The organism is Cupriavidus sp. FW305-F7 (genome assembly GCF_058782875.1).
Genome location: NZ_JBYSYC010000004.1, coordinates 240,209 through 260,254 on the forward strand (window position 1 = coordinate 240,209; position 20,046 = coordinate 260,254).

16 protein-coding genes are annotated in these 20,046 nt (G+C 66.3%); 3 read left to right on the forward strand and 13 right to left on the reverse strand.

The window, feature by feature from the left end:
- Positions 1-96 precede the first annotated feature (96 nt).
- Both AC3WL8_RS05955 and AC3WL8_RS05960 read left to right on the forward strand, forming a co-directional pair.
- On the forward strand, positions 97-957 hold the full coding sequence (locus tag AC3WL8_RS05955; RefSeq protein ID WP_371827397.1) for a MipA/OmpV family protein: 861 nt from the start codon (positions 97-99) through the stop codon (positions 955-957).
- A gap of 175 nt (positions 958-1,132) precedes the next feature.
- Positions 1,133-2,134 (forward strand): Bug family tripartite tricarboxylate transporter substrate binding protein, encoded by a 1,002-nt coding sequence (locus AC3WL8_RS05960; protein ID WP_211981187.1) that lies wholly within the window; start codon positions 1,133-1,135, stop codon positions 2,132-2,134.
- 138 nt (positions 2,135-2,272) lie between these two features.
- Here the strand turns inward: AC3WL8_RS05960 and AC3WL8_RS05965 are convergent, their stop codons facing one another.
- From AC3WL8_RS05965 to AC3WL8_RS05995, 7 genes are all read right to left on the reverse strand, one after another.
- Positions 2,273-3,067, reverse strand: a complete 795-nt coding sequence (locus AC3WL8_RS05965; RefSeq protein WP_211981185.1) for an SDR family oxidoreductase — start codon at positions 3,065-3,067, stop codon at positions 2,273-2,275.
- Between the two features lie 229 nt (positions 3,068-3,296).
- Positions 3,297-4,439 (reverse strand): 3-deoxy-7-phosphoheptulonate synthase, encoded by a 1,143-nt coding sequence (locus AC3WL8_RS05970; protein ID WP_249221276.1) that lies wholly within the window; start codon positions 4,437-4,439, stop codon positions 3,297-3,299.
- A gap of 502 nt (positions 4,440-4,941) precedes the next feature.
- Positions 4,942-5,667 carry an SDR family NAD(P)-dependent oxidoreductase gene (locus AC3WL8_RS05975; RefSeq protein WP_041228607.1) on the reverse strand — a complete coding sequence of 242 codons (726 nt, stop codon included), beginning with the start codon at positions 5,665-5,667 and terminating at the stop codon, positions 4,942-4,944.
- 327 nt (positions 5,668-5,994) lie between these two features.
- Positions 5,995-6,798: an ABC transporter permease gene (locus AC3WL8_RS05980; protein ID WP_041228606.1), complete on the reverse strand. Its 804-nt coding sequence runs from the start codon at positions 6,796-6,798 to the stop codon at positions 5,995-5,997.
- Between the two features lie 5 nt (positions 6,799-6,803).
- Positions 6,804-7,637, reverse strand: a complete 834-nt coding sequence (locus AC3WL8_RS05985) for an ABC transporter permease (RefSeq protein WP_492378006.1) — start codon at positions 7,635-7,637, stop codon at positions 6,804-6,806.
- 6 nt (positions 7,638-7,643) lie between these two features.
- On the reverse strand, positions 7,644-8,501 hold the full coding sequence (locus AC3WL8_RS05990) for an ABC transporter ATP-binding protein (protein ID WP_211981182.1): 858 nt from the start codon (positions 8,499-8,501) through the stop codon (positions 7,644-7,646).
- A gap of 225 nt (positions 8,502-8,726) precedes the next feature.
- Entirely contained in the window at positions 8,727-9,101 is a 375-nt protein-coding gene (locus tag AC3WL8_RS05995; protein WP_018314485.1) for a heavy metal-responsive transcriptional regulator, read from the reverse strand.
- 99 nt (positions 9,102-9,200) lie between these two features.
- Between AC3WL8_RS05995 and AC3WL8_RS06000 the strand changes: the two genes are divergently transcribed.
- Positions 9,201-10,028: an SDR family NAD(P)-dependent oxidoreductase gene (locus tag AC3WL8_RS06000; protein WP_492378001.1), complete on the forward strand. Its 828-nt coding sequence runs from the start codon at positions 9,201-9,203 to the stop codon at positions 10,026-10,028.
- 349 nt (positions 10,029-10,377) lie between these two features.
- On the opposite strand, the gene AC3WL8_RS06005 is transcribed toward AC3WL8_RS06000, so the two are convergent.
- From AC3WL8_RS06005 to imuA, 6 genes are all read right to left on the reverse strand, one after another.
- Positions 10,378-12,558, reverse strand: a complete 2,181-nt coding sequence (locus AC3WL8_RS06005) for a phosphocholine-specific phospholipase C (RefSeq protein ID WP_211981180.1) — start codon at positions 12,556-12,558, stop codon at positions 10,378-10,380.
- A 48-nt stretch (positions 12,559-12,606) separates the two neighbouring features.
- A complete protein-coding gene (locus tag AC3WL8_RS06010; protein ID WP_211981179.1) occupies positions 12,607-12,792 on the reverse strand; it encodes a hypothetical protein in 186 nt (61 codons plus the stop codon).
- A 228-nt stretch (positions 12,793-13,020) separates the two neighbouring features.
- On the reverse strand, positions 13,021-13,980 hold the full coding sequence (locus AC3WL8_RS06015) for a MurR/RpiR family transcriptional regulator (protein ID WP_249221275.1): 960 nt from the start codon (positions 13,978-13,980) through the stop codon (positions 13,021-13,023).
- A 238-nt stretch (positions 13,981-14,218) separates the two neighbouring features.
- Positions 14,219-17,629 carry an error-prone DNA polymerase gene (locus AC3WL8_RS06020; RefSeq protein ID WP_211981178.1) on the reverse strand — a complete coding sequence of 1,137 codons (3,411 nt, stop codon included), beginning with the start codon at positions 17,627-17,629 and terminating at the stop codon, positions 14,219-14,221.
- Entirely contained in the window at positions 17,626-19,197 is a 1,572-nt protein-coding gene (locus tag AC3WL8_RS06025) for a Y-family DNA polymerase (protein ID WP_013952698.1), read from the reverse strand. The genes AC3WL8_RS06020 and AC3WL8_RS06025 overlap by 4 nt, the downstream gene beginning before the upstream one ends.
- Positions 19,130-20,029: a translesion DNA synthesis-associated protein ImuA gene (imuA, locus tag AC3WL8_RS06030; protein ID WP_249221274.1), complete on the reverse strand. Its 900-nt coding sequence runs from the start codon at positions 20,027-20,029 to the stop codon at positions 19,130-19,132. The genes AC3WL8_RS06025 and imuA overlap by 68 nt, the downstream gene beginning before the upstream one ends.
- Between the last annotated feature and the right edge of the window lie 17 nt (positions 20,030-20,046).

Genomic DNA, 20,046 nt, shown 5'->3' on the forward strand with positions numbered 1-20,046 from the left:
CGGGTGGTTGCGCTGGCCGCCATCCAATGGAAAGATGTGGCCCACGGGCCCCGCGCCCGCAACCTGACTGCCCGCCTGGCGGGCTTGGAGGCTGCCGTGACCGAGCTCTACCCCAAGCGTCCGTCCTCGTGCATTGCCCTGCTGCTGGCCGCCGGCGCCGTCCTGGCCCCGGGCCTGGCCAGCGCCCAGACCCCGGCACCGCTGGCGGAATGGCAGTTCTCCGCCGGCATTCCGCTCCAGAAGCTGTTTGAAGACACCGTCCCCGACTGGCAAGTCCGGCTCGGCGCCGCGGCCATGGTGCGGCCGCGCTACGACGGCTCGTCGGAATACATCGTCATCGGCGGGCCCAGCATCGATATCCGCTACCGCGACCTGGCCTTTGCTTCGATCGGCGAAGGACTGGGCGTGAACCTGCTGCGGGGCAAGAACTGGCGCGCGGGGATCGCGCTGACCTACAACCTTGGACGGCGCGCAAAGGAGGATTCGCCGCACCTGGACGGCATGGGCAATATCAACCCGGCGCCGGAAGGCAAGCTGTTCGCGGAATACGCGGTCTCGAAGGAATTCCCGCTGGTGCTGCGCATCGACGCGCGCCGCAGCCTGGGCGGCAGCGACGGCTGGGTCGGCGATATCGGCGCCTATATGCCGCTGCCGGGCAGCTCCGAAAAATTCTTCTGGTTTGCCGGCCCCACCGTGACGCTGGCCGACTCGCGCTATATGAACGCCTGGTACGGCGTCAGCGACTCGCAGGCCCGCGCCGGGCGGCCCGCCTACCATGCGCGCGGCGGCATCAAGTCCTACGGCTTCGGCGTCAGCGCGGTGTGGTATTTCAACAAGCACTGGTTTGCCACCAGCGACATCGCGATCTCGCAGCTGGCCGGCGATGCGGCGGACAGCCCGATCACGCGCAAGTCGACCAACGGGGTCTTCGACCTGTCGATCAACTACGAATTCTGAGCCGGATCGTCAGCCGCGCCGTGCGGCTATCGCACAGTGGATGGCTGGCGTCCGCGATTTGGACGGTATTGCCCCGGAACCTCAATACTGCGTCCCGCATAATTGGCCGACCGGAATATCCGGCCGCAGCATCCCCGCCAGGGGATAGTCGAAGAAGCCAAGGAAGGAGATGTAGTTGAAGTCCAGCATCAAGCATCGCGTATCGCGCAGCGCGCGTTTAGCCGCCATGGCCATTGCCGGCCTGGCCGCCGCCCACACCGCCCCCACTGCCCTCGCCGCCGAAGCGTGGCCGGCCAAGCCGATCAAGGTAATCGTGCCTTACACGCCTGGCGGCTCCACCGACACCGTCTCGCGCGTCGTGTTCGAAAGAGTCTCGCAGCGGCTGGGCCAGCCGATCATCATCGAGAACAAACCCGGCGCCAACAGCACCCTGGGCGTCGGCGTGGCCGCGCGCTCGGCGCCGGACGGCTACACCTTCGTGTCGGTGCTGGCCGCCTACAGCGCGAACATGTCGCTGTATTCCAAGCTCAGCTACAAGCCCACGGACCTGGTGCCGGTGGCGGAAATGGCCGAGCTGCCGCTGTTCCTGTTCTCCAGCAAGAAGCTGCCGGTCAAGACCGTCGCCGAACTGGTCGACTACGGCAAGAAGCACCCCGACACGCTGACCTTCGGTTCCAGCGGCGTCGGCAGCTCCGCGCACCTGACGGGCGAGCGCCTGGCGATGGAATCGAAGCTCAAGCTGACCCACGTGCCGTACAACGGCAGCGCGCCGATCCTGCCCGCGCTAGTGTCCGGCGAAGTCTCCGTGGCCTTCGACCCGCTGCTGGTGCCGATGCCGCATGTGAAGTCGGGCAAGATCAATGTGCTGGCCGTGGCCTCCGCCAAGCGCTGGCCCGGCGAGCCCAACATCCCGACCATGGAAGAAGCAGGTTTCCCCGGCTTCGTGATGAGTTCGTGGACCGGGCTGATGGCGCCGGCTGGCACGCCGCAACCGATCGTGGCCCGCATGGCCAAGGAAATCGCCGCGGCCACGCGCAGCCCGGAGGTCACGAAGAAGCTGACCGACCTGGGATTTGTGCCGGTAGGCGGTACGCCTGAGGAGTTCCGCAAGCTGATCGAGCGCGATACTACGCGCTATGCGGAGATTGTTAAGGCGGGGAAGATTACGCTGGATTGAGGTTGCAGACCGCAATACATGCCCGGGTATAAACGTGGCGAGCTACCAGGCTCGCCATGTTTTTTTTGGATGGCGACTTCCGAGGTAAATGAAGGTCTCTTGTCGACTGAAAAGGAACGCTGCTTCGCTGGTTAATACTCAATAGGCTCTCGTGAACCCGCCATCGTGCAGCAGGTTCACGCCAGTCATGTGATCGGAGAAGGGGGATAACAAGACTTCGACCGCCAGGGCGACCTCCTCAGGCCTTCCATACTTTCGCAAGGGGATGTTCAATGTTTCCTCGGCTAACCGTTCAGAGAAGGTCACGCCAGCCTTGGTGGCGCGCAGGTCGATCGATGCCACATAGTCTGGGGTCAGGGTGCCACCGAGGGAGAGGGTATTGACGTGAATTCCTCGTTCGCCCATCGCGAAAGCGAGCGTCTTGGCCTGAGCCAGCCAGGCACAACGCAGGACATTGCTGGTGGCGTAGTTTCCAAGGGCTTGCACTGAGGTGATGGCAGAAATGATGACAATTTTTGCCCCGCGTCCTTGGGAAGGATCTGGCCGCATTGTGGAGATCGCGCTCTTAAGGAGTTCGAGGGGGCCGATAAAGTTGCTCTGGAACAATTGTCGCCACATGTCCGCCGGAGGCTGGCAATCGCCGGTGGGCCGCATTTGCGGGGGCATCAATACGACGCCGTCGAGAACGGTTCCGTCCGTCGCAAGCTCATGGGAAAAAGATGCGATAGAGGCATCACTGGACATGTCGACGGAGATCCAGCGATGTGACGGGAGGCCCGGCCTGTCCAGCGCCGCGCAAGCGGCTTGCAGCTTGCTAATGTCGCGCGCGGCAAGAATCAGCGAATAGCCTGAGTTCGCCAGCCGTAAGCAGACGGCGCTCCCGATGCCTCCGGTAGCACCCGTCACCAGGACTACCTTGCTTGTCTCGGACATGTCGCTCTCCTTCGGTAGCCTGGTGACAGGCTTGCCATGCCCACGCAGCACGCCAGACAGGCCGATTGGCAGACATTCTGCAGGACATTCCGAACTGGACGGGCACGCCCGTCCCCGCCTGTGTCCGTTAGTTATAGTGGACGCGGCGTGTCGCCGGCGGAAGTAACTCCAACCGAGCTGTCAGCTGCCCTTCCGGATACTGGAGGCATGCAATGCCCTGACGTCTTTCCTACGGCTGCGAATCCGGCCCGCGGCGCAGACTGACCGCCTCGCTAAGCATGTCCAGCACCGCCACCGAGTCGTCCCACCCGATGCAGGCGTCGGTGATGCTCTGCCCGTATGACAACGCGGAAGGACTGTGCACGCCCGGGGTGAACTTCTGTGCGCCGGGGAACAGATGGCTTTCGACCATTACCCCGAAAATGGAGTCACTGCCGCCGCTTATCTGTTGCGCCACGTCCCGCGCGACATCGACCTGCCGCAGGTGTTGTTTGCTGCTGTTGGCGTGGCTGCAATCCACCATCAGCGAGTTGCCGAGCCCGGCCGCTTCCAGTTCCCTGCAGGCGGCCGCCACGGAATCCGCATCGTAGTTCGGGGCCTTGCCGCCACGGAGAATGACGTGGCAGTCCGGGTTGCCCTTGGTATGCACCGTCGCCACCTGCCCGTTCTTGTGCACGCCCAGGAAGTGATGTGGACGCGATGCGGCCTGGATAGCGTCGATGGCAATCCTGATGTTGCCGTCAGTGCCATTCTTGAAGCCAATCGGTGCTGAAATGCCCGAAGCCAGCTCGCGGTGCACCTGGCTCTCGGTGGTGCGGGCACCAATCGCGCCCCAGCAGATCAGGTCGCCTATGTACTGGGGCGAGATCACGTCCAGGAACTCGCCGGCCGCCGGCAACCCGAGGCGATTGATATCAACCAGCAGGCTGCGCGCGATGCGCAGGCCCTCGTCGATGCGATAGCTTTCGTCCAGATACGGGTCGTTGATCAGTCCTTTCCAGCCCACCGTGGTACGCGGCTTCTCGAAGTACACACGCATCACGATCTCCAGGGTCCCGGCGTAGCGCTGGCGCTGCTCCATCAGCCGCCGTGCGTACTCGAGTGCCGCCTGCGGGTCGTGGATCGAGCAAGGTCCCATGATCACAAGCAGCCGGCCATCCTTGCCATGCAGAATGCGCGAGATGCGCTGGCGCGTCTGGGTGACCAGGGATTCGACCGGCGTGCCCCGGATGGGGAAGAAACGGATCAGGTGTTCAGGCGGGGGCAGCGGAATGATGTCTTCGACGCGGGCGTCGTCAGTCACGCTGGTGCGGTCCGGCGGCGCCTGCCAACCCTCGGCAATGGTCAACGGAGATTTCTGTGGATCATTCATGGCTAGCTCCTGGAGAACTGGGACAGGAAGACCGCCGGCGGGTGCCAGTCAGGCGCAGCAGCGGAATCCGGAATATGTCGTTGCGATGCGGCAGGTAGCGACGGCGACGGCTCCTGAGGGACGGCCCAGGCGCGCTGGTGCGCGTCAGCAAACGCCGCATCCAGCCAGGACCTGGCTATTCTCACCCCCTCAGCCCTTATCGTCATGCATCCTCCCGAGGCCACTGTCGTGATTATCAGCCCGGCGCTGCGCAAAGCCAACCATGGCGATTGGCAAACCAGCCAATCAGCGGTCCCGGCTTTTGCGGGGGAACTACGATGTCAGGCCGCCCGCCGAATGCCCATCGCCGGGGCAAGACGGCAGCCGTGCGCGCCACGAAGCTTGGCTCGAAAGCCGTCTGTGTCGCGTGCTGCGATTTGGGGAAGATCAAGCCGTTGACGCCCGGGTCGGAGTGGATTATCGAATCGATCTCACGACATGCCAACCGAAGATCCGCACTTCCTTAAAATCGCGCTCGCCCACCGGACATGTCAAAGACAGCGCCTGCATTAAAGCGGCTGGCGTCCGAACATAGCCACGCTACCAGGTGCGCAGCCTCGGCCGGATCACCCAGGCGCCCGGCCGGGCTATCAGCAACCATGGCCGCCACCTCGTGGCTGCCGAGCGCGTGAATCATGTCGGTATCCATGGGCCCGGGTGCCACGCAATTAACATAGATGTTGCGCTTCACCAGTTCGCGGCCGATTGCTTTGGTTAGAACGACCACGCCGCCGCTGGCCGCGGAGTATGCAGCCAGCCCCGCCAGCCCCTCCTTGCCAGCCAGCGAGCCCATATTGATGATGCGGCCACCTCCCCAGCGCAACATGTGCGGCAACATCGCCTGCACGACGTACATGGTCCCTAGGAGATTCACGGCGATGATGCGATGCCATTGTGAGGCTTCGTGATTCTCGAATGGCTGCATTGGGCCAAGGTAGCCGGCAGCGTTGACCAGGATGTCGAAGCGATATCCCGCATCGACCAGTCGCGCCAGCGCCAGCCCCACCTGCCCGGCATCGGAGACATCGACGACCTCAGTGCTGGCACCTTCCATCTGGAACGGCACGATATCCCAAGCATGCACACGCGCACCACTGTCGATCAGTTGCGCAACGATCGCCCGACCGAGCCCCTTTGCACCGCCGGTCACCAGCGCTGCCTTCCCCGATAGATCATAGATATTTGACACGGCATCCCCAGCGCGCCATGGCTGCGTAGAAGCGGTAGCGCGCACGGCAGACGCCGCCCCCGCTTTATGACGCAGGCAATACCCTGAGCCTTGCCTCGTCGCGTCATCGGCGACAGGACTTGCCATGCAACCCACCCGCCGATCCCTACGGTACTAGCCCTCGTCGGGCATGCTCTGTTCGCTTCCAGACAAATACTTGCATGGTCGAAGGCGGCCACACAGACATGGTGTTCGCCGGCCGTCAGATGTCAGCGGAGTCCCTCTCGCGGTCGTCAATCTGCGCCACCGTGGGCGATGAAGCTCAATAACGGCCCAGACCGTGACCAGCTAGCTGCCAGTCGACGTGTAGTGGCGCAGCCCGATACGCCATGCGCCGATGGCCGCCAGGAGAAAAACGAAACCCGTCAACGGTGACACCAGCCCTGTCCAGGTCGGCGCACCGATCGGATCAGGCTTGCCCAATATCGCCAACGCAGGGTAGTAGGCGACGCAGGCCAGCGGCACAGCAAAGGTCAGCACGTACCGGAACCACCGCGCATACAAGGCCACCGGATATTGCGTCGCCTGTACGCCACCGTATGTGAGCACATTGGCGATCTCGAGGCTCTCGATGGTCCAGAAGGACAGCGTACCCTGCAACACGAGAATGCCAAGAAACAGCGCCACGCCGCCTGCGACCGCAAACAGGGCAATGGCGATTGATGCCGGTGTCCACGCGATGCCCACCTGCACCGTTGCAAAGGCCAACACCATCAGCCCTTGCAGCAATCGCCCCAGGCGGCTGATGCGGACGTCATGCCCCATTAATTGCAGAGCCAAAGGGCGGGGCCGCAATAGCAAGCGGTCGAATTCGCCGGTACGCAAAAAGGTCGTGCCCAGCACGTCGAATCCGCGCCCGATGGCATCGGCGATGGCGAACATGCAGTTCACCAACCCGTAGAACAGCGCCACTTCGCCGATTCGCCACCCCTGCACGTCGCCGAAGCGGTCGAACAGGGCCCAGACCGCGATCACCTCGATCCCGGTGGCAAGAAACTGACCCAGCGTGAGCATCAGCGCCGACGCGGGATAGCGCGCCTGGCTGCTCAGCGAGGCCATCGCAAGGCGGACGAACAATGCCAGCGAGCCCATGCGCCTCATCCGCCTTGCACGTAGAGCCGGCGCATCGTTCGGCTCATGGCCGCATGGCCGGCAGCGACCAGCAGCACGATCCACAGGCATTGAAGGCCCAATCCGGCGACCGCTTCCGCGCCGCCGAGTTGCCCGAAGTAGATGCGCGCCGGAATATCCATCACGCCAGCCAACGGTTGCATCAGCAGCACGGTTTGCCAGGCGTCGGGGAGCAGCGCCAGAGGCAGCAGGTTGCCTGAGAACACGACCACGACCGGCCCCGCCAGCGTATTGATGCCTCGTTCATTGAGCGCCGCAGCCGCCGCGATGTTGAGCAGCATCACAAGCGAGGCGGACAACAGCAGCGCAAACAGCATCGAGACGATGAAGCCCATGCCCGCTGCCGGCCCCGCGGGCGGCTGCAAGGCCCAGTCGCCAAACCCGGCCAATGGCAGCGCGATACCCGCAAACGCGGCCATCAACGCCATGCGCGGCAGCACGCGCGCCGCGATCCACCCGGCCGAGCGCGCAAACCACAGCGCATAGGCATCCACCGGCCGCAGCCTGTCGTAGGCCACCGCGCCGGTGCGCACCGCCTGCGCGACTTCCGGATCGCCCAACCACGGCAGCAGCGCGAGCAGGCCTTGAGCCAGCCATGTATAGGTGATGGCCTGTGCGAGCGACAGCGGCGCACTCGCCGCCGCGCTGCCGTAGAACGCCACCAGAATCATGACCTTGATACCACCCCACCAGCACTGCGTAAGGAAACCCGCGTAGGCCGCCACCCGGTACTGCAGCATCTGCAGGAACCGGCACCTGAACGCCGCGAGATAGGGACGCACGAGTTCGCGCGGCGCCATCATGGACTAGGCCTCGGCCGCGCCGTGCATCGCGTAGAAGCGCGCGATGACGGCCTCGATGGTCATGCCCTCGTCCTCCGCGTCCTCGGGGAGGCCCTCGTCCAGGCGGCGTGCAGCCACCACCTGCGACCGCAACGCCTCGACCGCGCAGTCGGCCAGCACGCGGCCGTGGCCAATGACGATCACCCGCCTGGCCAGCGCCTCGATGTCATGCATGTCGTGCGTGGTCAGCAGCACGGTAGTGCCGCGTTCCTGGTTGGCGCGCCGCACGAAGTCACGGACCGCGAGCTTGGAAGGCGCATCCAGCCCGATGGTGGGCTCGTCCAGGAACAGGATGTCGGGCTCATGCAGCAACGCCGCCGCGATCTCGGCGCGCATGCGCTGCCCCAGCGACAGCTGGCGCACAGGCTGGTCGAGCAGGCGTTCGAGATGCAACAGCGCGACCAGTTCGTCGCGCGTACGGGCAAAGCGCACCGGGTCGACCCGATAGATGTCGCGCAGCAGCGCGAATCCCTCACCGACCGGAAGATCCCACCAGAGCTGCGTGCGCTGCCCGAACACCACGCCGATGCGCGCCACATGCCGCTCGCGGTCATCGAACGGGACGCGTCCGTCGATTTCAACGCGGCCGCCGTCTGGCCGCAAGATGCCCGCAAGAATCTTGATGGTGGTCGATTTGCCCGCACCGTTCGGGCCAATGAAGCCCAGCAGTTCCCCGCGCTGCAGTTCGAACGACACCCCGGCCAGCGCATCGACCGTGCGATAGCGCGGCCGCACCAGCGCGCGCAACGCACCGAGCACGCCCGGGTCGCGCTCGTGGATGCGGTAGGTCTTTCGTAGATGACTGACGACGATCTGGGGCATGGCTGGGCACGATGAGGGCGGGGGATTTTACACGAAGTGCGGGCCGTGGCCTACCCCCCCCTTTCCGATCTCGCGACCGCGGTGCGGCTGTGGGACTGCTTGCCTTGCCACGAAAATCTGTGGAGGAGTCCCGCTATCTAAGGTGAACGAAGGTCTCTTGTCGACCCAAAGCGGCCATTGACGTTCCTGTTCGAGGCAGCATGACACTTGCACGGCCGCGACTCATCACGCTATTTCTTCTTCGACACAATCGCCGCCAACTTTGGCCAACGCATTCAGCAACCCTGTTCGCAGCGTGATCAACGCAAGACTCTTTGCGTCGAGTTCGGCGAGTTTTGCTTGCAGGCACGCGACCTTTTGGTCAACGCCGAACGTCGGACTTTCCCATACATGGACAACGTCGCCAATTTCCGCCAGCGTGAAGCCCAACTCCTTCGCGTGGACGATCAGCCGTATCCGCTGTAACGAAAGTTCGGAATAGCGCTTGTAAGTGTTCGTCGCGTTAGGTTGTGTTGGTTTGTCCAGCAGACCCATACGTTCGTAGTAACGGACGGTGTCGCGCGATACACCCGCCCTCTTGCATAGCTCGCCGATGCGCATGCTGCCTCCAATCAATGTCGTGGAACGACATTTACGCTTGACCGTTGCCTATAGTCAACGGTTTAGAGTGCAACTCCCGTTCCACTCCATCAGCAAGCTATGAGCAAATCTTTCAATTTTGGCGGAAAAACAGCACTCGTCACCGGTGCATCGTCGGGTATCGGGCGCGCGTTTGCCTATGCGTTGGCCGAACGCGGTGCGAGACTCCTGCTGGTCGCACGCTCTCACGACAAGCTGCGCAATCTGGCCGCAGAACTGCGACGCGACTATGCGTGCGACGCCGATTTTCTGACGGTCGACCTGAGCGCGGCCAACGCCGTCGACACGATCGATCTTCATCTGAAGCAGACCGGCACGGTCGTCGATGTGCTAATCAACAATGCGGGCTTCGCAGCTTACGGGCGCTTTGAAACGATTCCGTTGACGTGCCAGCGCGATGAAGTTCTGGTGAACTGCATCGCCGCGATCGAGCTGACTCATCTTCTGCTGCCGGGGATGCAAGCGCGATCCGACGGCGCAGTCATCAACGTCGCGTCAACCGCGGCATTCCAGCCCGATCCGTATATGGCCGTCTACGGCGCGACGAAGGCCTTTCTCCTGTCATTTTCGGAAGCTGTTTGGGCTGAGAACCGGCATCGGGGCATCCGGGTCGTCGCGCTATGTCCTGGCGCGACGCAAACGGCCTTTTTCGACGTTGTTGGCGCGAAGGAGGCTGCTGTCGGCGTGTCGATGCCGGTCGCGAACGTGGTGCAGGATGCCTTGTGGGCGCTCGATCGCAATCTGAGCTATTGGGTTGTGGGGGGGCGAAATCGACTGCTGGCGAACTTGCAGAGACTACTGAGCCGCCAGATGTCGGCTCGGCTCGTTGAAAAAATCCTTCGGCCAAGAGAAGTTCAGGATCTCGCGGCAACAGATCTCAAGGCGTAGGGCTGCGCCGTTTCCAGATGGTAGTCTCGACGTCGCGATCCTCAGATCGTCTTCGGCGGATAGCGAACGGCTGCAACTGGCCGACAAGCGACCTCCGCCGATCACTACTCGAACAGCTGCTGACCCGCGCAACGGATGAGCAGCGCTGGACGGCAAACGGCGTGAGCCAGCTGGTCTCGCGCCGATTGCCTCTTCCGGATGGTCGACGGCAGCCTCAAAGAGGCTGGGCGGCCCACCAGCGATGCAAGCTGCAGATCCGCACGAGATCCGGAGCTTCGAGGCGATTTGCCATCACCGCGCAAAACTGCGATCCGGCACGCATTCCGGCCCGACCGCAGCGACCGGACGCTCAGCCGAGCCCGGTTGCCATCGCCGGGTCCGTCACGCCATGCTGGCCGGTCTCCAGGCGACCTGCGAAGCGCCGTTCGAATCCGCTTTCGGCTTCCGTGACCGTGAAGTCGTACCAGTTGCCGCTCTCCTGCAGCGGCCAGTGGTGCTCCACCTCGGCGCCGGCCGTGATATGGAGTTGCCACGGACCGTCATTACGATAAGCGTTGGGCGTCACCACCAGCGTCAGCGGCTTGCCGCCACCGTTGACTGCGCCCTTGCCGTCGTTGCGCGCCGACAGGTAGACACTGCCCTTGTCCAGGTCGTAGCAGACGCGTACCTCAGGGGCATCGGCCATGGCGTCCGCAGGCAGCTGGCCCTTGAACATGCGCACGAAGCCGTTAGGCCCGTAGACCGCCAGGTCATAGCGCCCGTTGTCCGAGGTGCGCGCATCCCATTCATCGTCCAGCGTCTTGCCGGGCTCGACCGTGTAGCGGCGCGGAATCTGGTCCAGATGGAGCCGGTCGTAGACATGGAAGACCGTGCCCTGCTCCCCCGTATTGCTGAAGATCAGCTTCAGCTTGCCTATGGTGGGCTCGGCCTGCGCACTCGCATGGAGGACATAGGGCAGCGCGCGCGAATACTTGGTGCCAGTCTCCTGGAACAGCGACGCCGGCACGGCCGGTGCCGCCGCCTTGGGTTTCGCCAGCTGCTCGGCGATCACCTGCTGGTAGTTGCTGGTATCCGGCAGCGTCGGAAACACCTGGTCATTCGGCGTCCTGAAATCGAAGACGGAAGTCAGGTCGCCGGCCACTGCGCGGTGCCACGGGCTGATCGCGGGCACCGTGATGCCGAAGCGCTGTTCCAGGAAGCGCCCCATCGAGGTGTGGTCGAACACCTGCGAGTTGATCCAGCCGCCGCGCGTCCACGGCGAGATCACATACATCGGCACGCGCGGGCCGAACCCGTACGGGCGCAGGCGGATGGTCTCGCCGCTGGTGGTGGTGCCGTCGAGCGCCGTATTGCCGGCGGTGTCGAAGTATTCGCCGGTGACGTCGACAGTCGACTTGCCGTGCAGGACACCATTGGCGTCGTAGGACGGCACCGCGGCCGGCGGCATATGGTCGAAGAAGCCGTCATTCTCATCGAAGGTGATGAAGAACACGGTCTTGCTCCAGACCTCCGGATTGGCGGTTAGCGCCGTCAGCACCGTGTTGATGAAGGCCGCGCCTTCGGTTGCGCTCGACGGGCCGCCCGGATGTTCGGACTGCGCCGGCGTCGGCAGGATCCAGCTCACGGCCGGCAGCGTGTCGTCCCGCACATGCGCGGCCAGCTGCTCGATGGTCCAGCTGCTCATGCCGTTGTCGTAGAGCGGATTGCCCGGCTGCGATTCACGAAAGCTCTTGAAGGCGAGCCCGCCATGCAGCAGGCCGCCCCAGTTGGCGTTGGGGTTCTGGTAAATGCGCCAGCTGACGCCCTTTGCCTGCAGCATTTCCGGCAGCGTGGACCACTGGAAGGCGGAACCCTTGTATGTGTAGCCCGGCGTGGGCAGCTTGCCGCCCACGCTGCAGCGCAGGTTGTTGACCTCCGCATCGTCAAGCGTGCAGTTGCGCCCCGCCTCGCGCATCGCGGGGTTGTAGTTGGAGCCCGACATGAAGGTGATGCGGTTCGGGTCGGTGCCACCGGCGTGGCTGCAGTGGTAGGCGTCGCAAAGCGTGAAGGCCTCGGCCAGCGCGTACTGGAACGGAATGTCTTCACGACGGTAGTAGCCCATCGAATGGTCGTTCTTGTACTTGGCCCAGAAGCCGAAACGGCCCTGGTTCCACGCATTCTGCGCATCCATGAAGCTGTGCGGCGTGCCGGAGACGCGCAGCGCGTTGACGGTCGCGCTGTCGAGGTGGAACGGCGTGATCTCGCGCGTGCCGTTCGACTCGTACCACACCGGCTTGCCTGACGGCACCGGCACCGGGAAGCGGTCGCCGAAGCCGCGCACGCCGCGCATGGCGCCGAAGTAATGGTCCAGGGCGCGGTTTTCCTGCATCAGGATCACCACGTGCTGCACGTCCTGGATCGTGCCGGTATTGACCGCAGCGGGAACGGCGAGTGCGCGCGCGATACTGGGCGGCAGCATCGACAGAACCGAAGCAGCGGCCGCGCTTTTGACGGCGCCGGTAAGGAAGGTGCGTCGATCGATTTTGGTCATGATCGGGGAATGGTAGGTGCGGACGATGGGGGGAGGATCGCGGGCGTGTCAGGGTGCGCAGTGCATGCCCTTCTTCGACGCTGCCGCGTCGTCGGCTGCTGCCGCCTGCATGGTTGTCTTGACGGCCTGGGGAGTGATGCTGCTGCTATTCTCGCCGCCACCGCACGCGGTGAGGGCAAGGGACAAGAGCGCCGCGAGCAGCGCGGCACGGCCATACCACAATGGCTTTTTCATGAGGACTCCTAGTGTTCGAGGGTCAGGGGGACGGGGCTGACGCGACTCGAAGACTAGGTTCCCCATGTGACATACAAATGAATATTGCTCAATTCATTTGTTTGCACATTTGAATTATCCTCATTCCTTGGACGTGGAACAGCACCCGCTCCCGCCACTGACGGGAGCAAGGCTGGACGACAACTGCGGCAGGAGAATGTCAGGATGCCGGCGCGGGCCGGCTGGGGCTCAATATCGCTTGAGCGACAGGACGTCGAACGTACGCCGCAGCGTTTCGACGGAGGTGTCGTAGTCGGTAAGCGCGAGGCAGGCGATCAGCACATCGATGATCGCCAGTTGCGCCAGGCGGCTGGTCATCGCCTCGGTCCGGAAGCGGGTCTCGCGCGCCATCGTGAACAGCACGACGTCGGCGAAGGCCTGGATCGGCGACTTGCCGAAATTGGTGATGCAGATGGTGCTGGCACCGCTCTCCCGGGCCAGCCGCGTGGCCGTCACGGTTTCGTGCGTGCTGCCCGAATGCGAGATGGTCAGCGTGGCAACCCTGGGGCCCGCGAGCGATGCGCTGATGGCCTGGATATGCGAATCCACGACCGCCTTCACGTTGAGCCCGATCCGCAGCATGCGGTACTGCGCATCCTCGGCGATCGGCGCCGCGCTGCCAATGCCATAAATCTCGATGCGTTCGGCCGCCCTGAGCAATGCGACCGCGCGCTCGATCGCGGCCACGTCGAGCACGGCGCTGGTGTCATGCAGCGTCTGGACGTTGCTCTGGAAGATCTTGCGCATGACCGCCGGGCAGGTGTCGCCGGGCTCGAGGTCTTCGTGGATGATCTGGACCCCCTGCACCAGTTCCTGCGCCAGCAGGATCTTCAGTTGCTGGAAGCCCGTCGCGCCCAGGCTCTTGCAGAAACCGACCACGCTGCCCTCGCTCGCACTGGTGCGCTCGGCCACTTCGCTGACCGACATATGGATCACGGTCTGCGGATACCGGGTCACGAAATCGGCAATGCGCTGCCCGGCCGGCCCCAGCGAGTCCCGCATGCTGTGAATGCGCGCGAGCATCGCCGACGTGGTGGCCGACGGCGGTGCTGGCTCGGCGGTCTGCGCGGCCTCCGTTCTGGCCGATGACGCCTGCGACGATGATTGCCGGCTCTGCGCTACGCCCGCGCCGCGGCGGCCCTTTACCATGGGCCCCGCCCGCCCACGGACTGACGGTAGGGCGCGAAGCCAGGGTGGCAAAACGGAATCGGCATCAATCGACCTGCAAAAGTGTATGGTGAATTCAGTGTTCCGGATGAAACCGGCAAGGCACGGCACGATGATAACTGTTTGCGTTGACGGTACCGTTTTCCGTTGCCCCTGCCACAGAACTGGTCGCGAGCGCCCGGCTTCCATGCAGAGTGTTGCATCCGGTCCGCTGTCCGTCTCAATGAAAATCCCGGCTCCCCACCATCAACCGCCCCAGCATCGGGCTTAGATCCACCAGTTCCTTGGCCACCAGGTGGCGCACGTCGCCCTGGCGCTGCCAGGTGCCGACCACGCCCAGCAGCGTGGCGCCCAGCACCTCCTTGCGCTGGCGCTCGACCAGGTCGGGCCACAGGATCAGGTTGACGGAGCCGGTCTCGTCCTCGATGGTGGCGAAGATGGTGCCGCTGGCCGTGGATGGGCGCTGGCGCACGGTGACGATGCCGCAGGCGCGCACGCGGCGGCCGTTGGCGCAGCGCGCGAGCTGGCTGGCAGTGGCAAAGCGCATGGCCGCCAGCTTGTGCCGCAGCAACGCCAGCGGGTGCGACTTGAGCGACAGGCCCAGGCTGGCATAGTCCGCCGTCACGTCTTCGCCGAGCCGGGGCGCGGGTAGCGCCAGCGCGGCTTCGGCGGGCGGCGCTTCGTACAGCAGGTCGCGGTGCGCGGCATGCGCGGCGGCGGCGCGGGCCTGCCAGCGGGCTTGGCGGCGGTTGCCGGCCAGCGGTGCCAGAGCGTCGGCGGCGGCCAGCACGTCGATGTCGTGCCGGTCCAGGCCGGCGCGCAGCGCCAGGTCTTCGACGCTGTCGAACGGACGCTGGGCGCGCGCGGCCTCGATGCGCAGCGCGGCCGCTTCACGCATGCCCTTGACGCGGCCCAGGCCCAGGCGCACGCGCGGATGCTGCGGCCTGGTGCGGGCCTGCGCGTCGGCGACATCGGCCTCCACCGGCTCCAGCGTGCTGTCCCAGTGGCTGAGGGTGACATCCACCGGCAGCACCTGCACGCCATTGCGGCTGGCGTCCTGCACCAGTTGCGACGGCGAATAGAACCCCATCGGCTGGCTGTTCAGCAGCGCGCACAGGAAGGCGGCCGGATGATGGCACTTGAGCCAGGCGCTGACATAGACCAGCTTGGCGAAGCTGGCCGCGTGGCTCTCGGGGAAGCCATACTCGCCAAACCCCTCGATCTGCTTGCAGATCGCCAGCGCGAAGGATTCCGGGTAGCCGTTGCCGGTCAGCGCGCGCACCAGCGCGTCCTGGTGCTGGCGCAGGTCGCCGCGCCGCCGCCAGGCCGCCATCGATCGGCGCAGCTGGTCGGCCTGCCCTGGTGAAAAACCGGCCGCGTCGATGGCCAGCTGCATCACCTGCTCCTGGAAGATCGGCACGCCCAGCGTGCGGCCCAATACCTTTTCGATGACCGGGTTGAAGTAAGTGGGCGGCTTGCCGGTGCGGCGGAAGGCCTCGCGCCGCTTCAGGTAGGGATGCACCATGCCGCCCTGGATCGGGCCGGGCCGCACGATGGCGACTTCCACCACCAGGTCGTAGTACTTGCGCGGCTGCAGCCGCGGCAGCATCGATTGCTGCGCGCGCGACTCGATCTGGAACACGCCGATGGTCTCGGCCTTGCAGATCATGTCGTAGGTGTCCGGGTCTTCCTTGGGGATGTCTTCCATGCGCGCCGGCAGCCCCGCTCGCGCCGGGTCCGGGTTGGGGATCATCTGCAGCGCGCGCCGGATCGCCGACAGCATGCCCAGCGCCAGCACATCGACCTTGAGCAGGCCCAGCGACTCCAGGTCGTCCTTGTCCCACTGGATCACGCTGCGGTCGGCCATGGCCGCGTTCTCGATCGGCACCAGCCGCGACAGCTTGTGCCGCGCGATCACGAAACCGCCCACATGCTGCGACAGGTGGCGCGGAAAGCCACGCAGTTGCGCGGTCAGGCTGGCCCACTGCTGCACCGCCGGCGATTCGGGATCGAGCCCATAGCGGGCGATCTTCTCGACAAAGCCGCGGCCGCCGTCCCACCAGGCCTGGCCCTTGACCACCTGCTCCACCACGCTGGCATCGATGCCCAGCGCGCGGCCCACGTCGCGCAGTGCGCTGCGCGAGCGGTAGGTGATCAGCGACGCGGCCAGCGCGGCGCGGTGGCGGCCGTATTTCTTGTAGATGTACTGGATCACCTCTTCGCGCCGCTGGTGCTCGAAGTCCACGTCGATGTCGGGCGGCTCATCGCGCTCGCGCGACAGGAAGCGGCCGAACAGCAGGTTGGCCTGCTCGGGGCTGACCTCGGTCACATACAGGCAGAAGCACACCAGCGAATTGGCGGCCGAGCCGCGCCCCTGGCACAGGATGCCCTCCCCGCGCGCAAAGCGCACGATGTCGTGCACGGTGAGGAAGAAGGGTTCGTAATGCTTTTCCTCGATCAGCTGCAGTTCTTCTTCCAGCTGTGTCTCCCACTCCGGCTTCAGGCCGTTGGGAAAGCGCTCCAGTTTGCCGCGCGCGACCTCCTTGCGCAGGTAGGAGATCGGCGTCTCGCCGGCCGGCACCAGTTCCTCGGGGTATTCATAGCGCAGCATCCCCAGCGAGAAATCGCAGGACTCGGCAATCTTCAGCGTCTGCGCCAGCGTCTCGCGCGGGTACAGGCGCGACAGCACCTGGCGCATGCGCAGGTGCTGCTCGGCATTGGGCGCCAGCGCCATGCCGCATTCGGCCAGCGGCTGGCCCAGCCGGATCGCGGCCAGCACATCGGACAGCGGCTTGCGCGAACGCACATGCATAGTGACCGCGCCGGCCGCCGCCAGCGGCACGCCGGTCTGTGCCGATACTGCTTCCAGACGCGCGCGATGCAGTGCATCGGCATGGCCCTGCAACTGCTCCAGCGCGATCCAGGCGCGTTCGCCGAAGACCGCGCGGCACCACTCGGACTGCTCGCGCAGCAGTTCAGGATCGGCGCAATAGTCGGGCAGCAGCAGCGCCACGCAGCCGGGCATGCCGCGCAGGTGCGCTTCGTCAGCGGCAGGCGCGGCCAGGTCCTCGGGATGCAGCCGGTAGGTGCCCTTCTGCGCGCGCCGCCGGCCCAGCGTGATCAGCTCGCTCAGGTTGCCAAAGCCCTCGCGGTGCTGGGCAATCAGCACCAGCCGCAGCGGTGGGCGCGCCGAACCATCGGCCGGGGTCAGGCTGAAGCGGCTGCCGATCAGCAACGCGAAGGCATCGGCAGCGCGGGCCAGCGCCTGCAGCCGTTGGTGGCGGCTGGCGTGGGCATGGGGATCGTCATCGCCGGCGTCAGGCTCTTCGTCATTGTCCAGCAGCGGCTCATCCACGCCCTCCTCCCCGCGTGCCGCGCTGCGCGCCACCGCATCGTGCAGGCGCTTGCGCAAGGTCTCGATGGCATCGTGCGCGCGCGCGGTGCCGGCCACCGAGCATTCATCGGTCAGCGCCAGCCCGCTGTAGCCCAGGCGGAAGGCGCGCTCGATCAGCTCGCCCGGGTGCGAGGCGCCGGTCAGGAAGGTGAAGTTGGAGATGCAGTGCAGCTCCACGTAATCCGGCAACGCCGGCAGCAAACCCGGCAACGAGGCAGGCAAGGACAGCGCGCTCATGCGAACAACCCATGCAGGAACCAGCGGTACTCGCCGCCATCGTCCTGCGCCGCATGGCCCGGGCGCTCGCGGAAGATCCAGCAGCGCAGGCCGTCGGCGCGCTCGGCGATAAAGTAGTCGCGCGTGGCCAGCGCGCCGTCCCACCAGCCGGCCTCGATGCGCTCAGGGCGGCTCAGCAGCGCCAGCGGGCCGCCGTGGCAGGGCCGGTGGCGCTGCACCGGCAGCGGCAACGGTTGCGGCAGCAGCCACAGCGGGCGCTCCGGCTGCGGGCCCGGCAGGCTGGCGGCCTTGTTGCCGCCGGGCTCGTCGACCGGGCACCAGCGGTTGGCGCGCTCGGGCCGGTGGTCGGCCAGCGGCCGCGGCTGCAGCACGTTGTCGCGGCCCAGCCGCGCCATCAGCGTATCGAGCAGGCGGCCCAGGTCTTCCGGCGTGCCGCCGGGCTCGGGGAACAGCGCATCGCTTTGCGGCACGCATGCGGCCATCGCCTCCACGCGCAGCGCCAGGCCAGTCACCGGGGCGTGGAAATTGAGCTTGTCGAGCTTCTCGCGCAGCAGCCGCGACAGGTGCGCGGGGTCGCGGCTGGGCTGGGCCAGGCCCACCGGCACCTCGGTGCCGTCGGTGTCCACGCCGCGCCGGTAGCGCTCATGCTCCAGCACCAGCACGCAGCGCGTGACGCCGGCCTGCTGCACTGCCAGCCAGCCCGCCAGCGCCAGCAGCAGGCGCTGCGCGCCGGTCAGCACACCCTCAGCGGATTCGATGCGTCCCGGCAGGTCCATGCGCTGCGCAAACGCGGGCGGTGCCACAAACCAGACAAAGCGCGCCGGCGTGTCGCCATAGGCCTGGTCCAGCCGCGCCAGCAGCGCCGGGCCCAGCCGGCGCGTCAGGCCCGCGCGCGGCAGGCGCCGCACCTCGCCCAGCGTGCGGCAGCCGATGCCGTCCAGCCAGGCCGGATCGGCCAGCGTGTGCAGCGCCTCCACCGGCAGGCGGTCCAGCAGCCGGTGCAGGCGCGCCATGCCCACCGCGCGGCGCCCGGGCCGCACCACGCCGCGCCGCGTGCGCCGCAGCGGCTGGCGCGCCAGCCACGCGGCACCGTGCGCGGTCGGACCGGAGCCCACCTGGGCAAAGGTGCCAAGCTGGCGCACGCAGGCGCGCACCGCGCGGCACAGCGCGCGGTGGCCGCCAAACAGGCGCAGGCTGGCGGTGACATCCAGCATCACCGTGGCCGACTCCGGTTCCTCGTCGACGGTCACGCCCGGCGTGAAATGCAGCAGCGCCAGCGCCACCGCCTCCATCAACGAAGCTTCCGCGGCCAGGTCGCGCTCCAGCTGCACGATGTCGGCCGACAGCGCCTGCACGCCGCCGCGGCGCATGCCGTAGCGCACGCCGAGCTGCATCGCCGGGCCGTTGGCCAGCACCACCTGCTCGCGCGCCATCACCGCCACCGGCAGCGCATGGTGCAGCGTGGCGGTGGCGGCAGGCGGGCTCACGGCGGGCGCCAGCTCAGGCCAGTTGGGCTGCAGGGCGTCCAGGGGCAGGCGCGGCAGGTGCACCGCGATCCAGTACGACATCGGAAGAAGATGGAGAAGACGATTCAGACAAGGCAGGTGCTCCTGCCGGGACAGGCCAGGCGGCTGCGCGCGTGGCCGCTGCCATCCCGTCCAGGCGCAGCAGCAGCGGCGTGTCCCGCACCGGCCCGCGCCGCTTGTGGAAGGTGATCGACAGCACATTGCCGGGCAGCGGCGCCAGCAGCAGCCGCAGCACCGCCGGCGACGACTCGCGCAGCGCCGTGGCCGGGCGCAGCGCCCATGCCACCGCGTCGCCGGTCTGCGCCAGCACCTGCAGGCGGCGCAGCGCCTCGGGGCGGGCCGCGGGCAGCCAGACCAGCACGCCGCCAAAGGCCTGGCTGCGCAGCACCTGCTCGGCCGCCCACAGCATGTCGGCCTGTTGCGCGACCTTGCCGGCGCCGGCCGGGGGGCGCATCCAGTAAAGCTGGCGCGCCGGCAGCCCGGCCGCGGCCAGCCCCATCGCATTGGGCAGGTAAGGCGGCGCCACCAGCGCGATGCGGCGCCCCGCCCCGGCCAGCGCGCGCAGCGCCGGCAGCAGCAGGCGCAGCTCGCCCGCGCCACCCTGCGCCGTCAGCAGTTCCGTCAGCCCGCCCGCCGGCCAGCCGCCGCCGGGCAGCTCCGCCGACAGCGCGTCATATCCGGTCGGGCATACCGCTGCACCGCCGGCACGGCCCAGCTGGCCGGCCCGCCACAGCCCGGGATAACGCTGCTCGAGCACCGACAGCGCCTGCTGGCGCGAGGCCGGGGCAGACGGGGCAGGCTCCGGGAGCGCCGGCGCAGGGAAAAGAAGGCCCTCCGCCGCCATGGGCGGGGCTGCGTGCGATTGCGCAGTCATGTGGAGTTGGCGTCGCT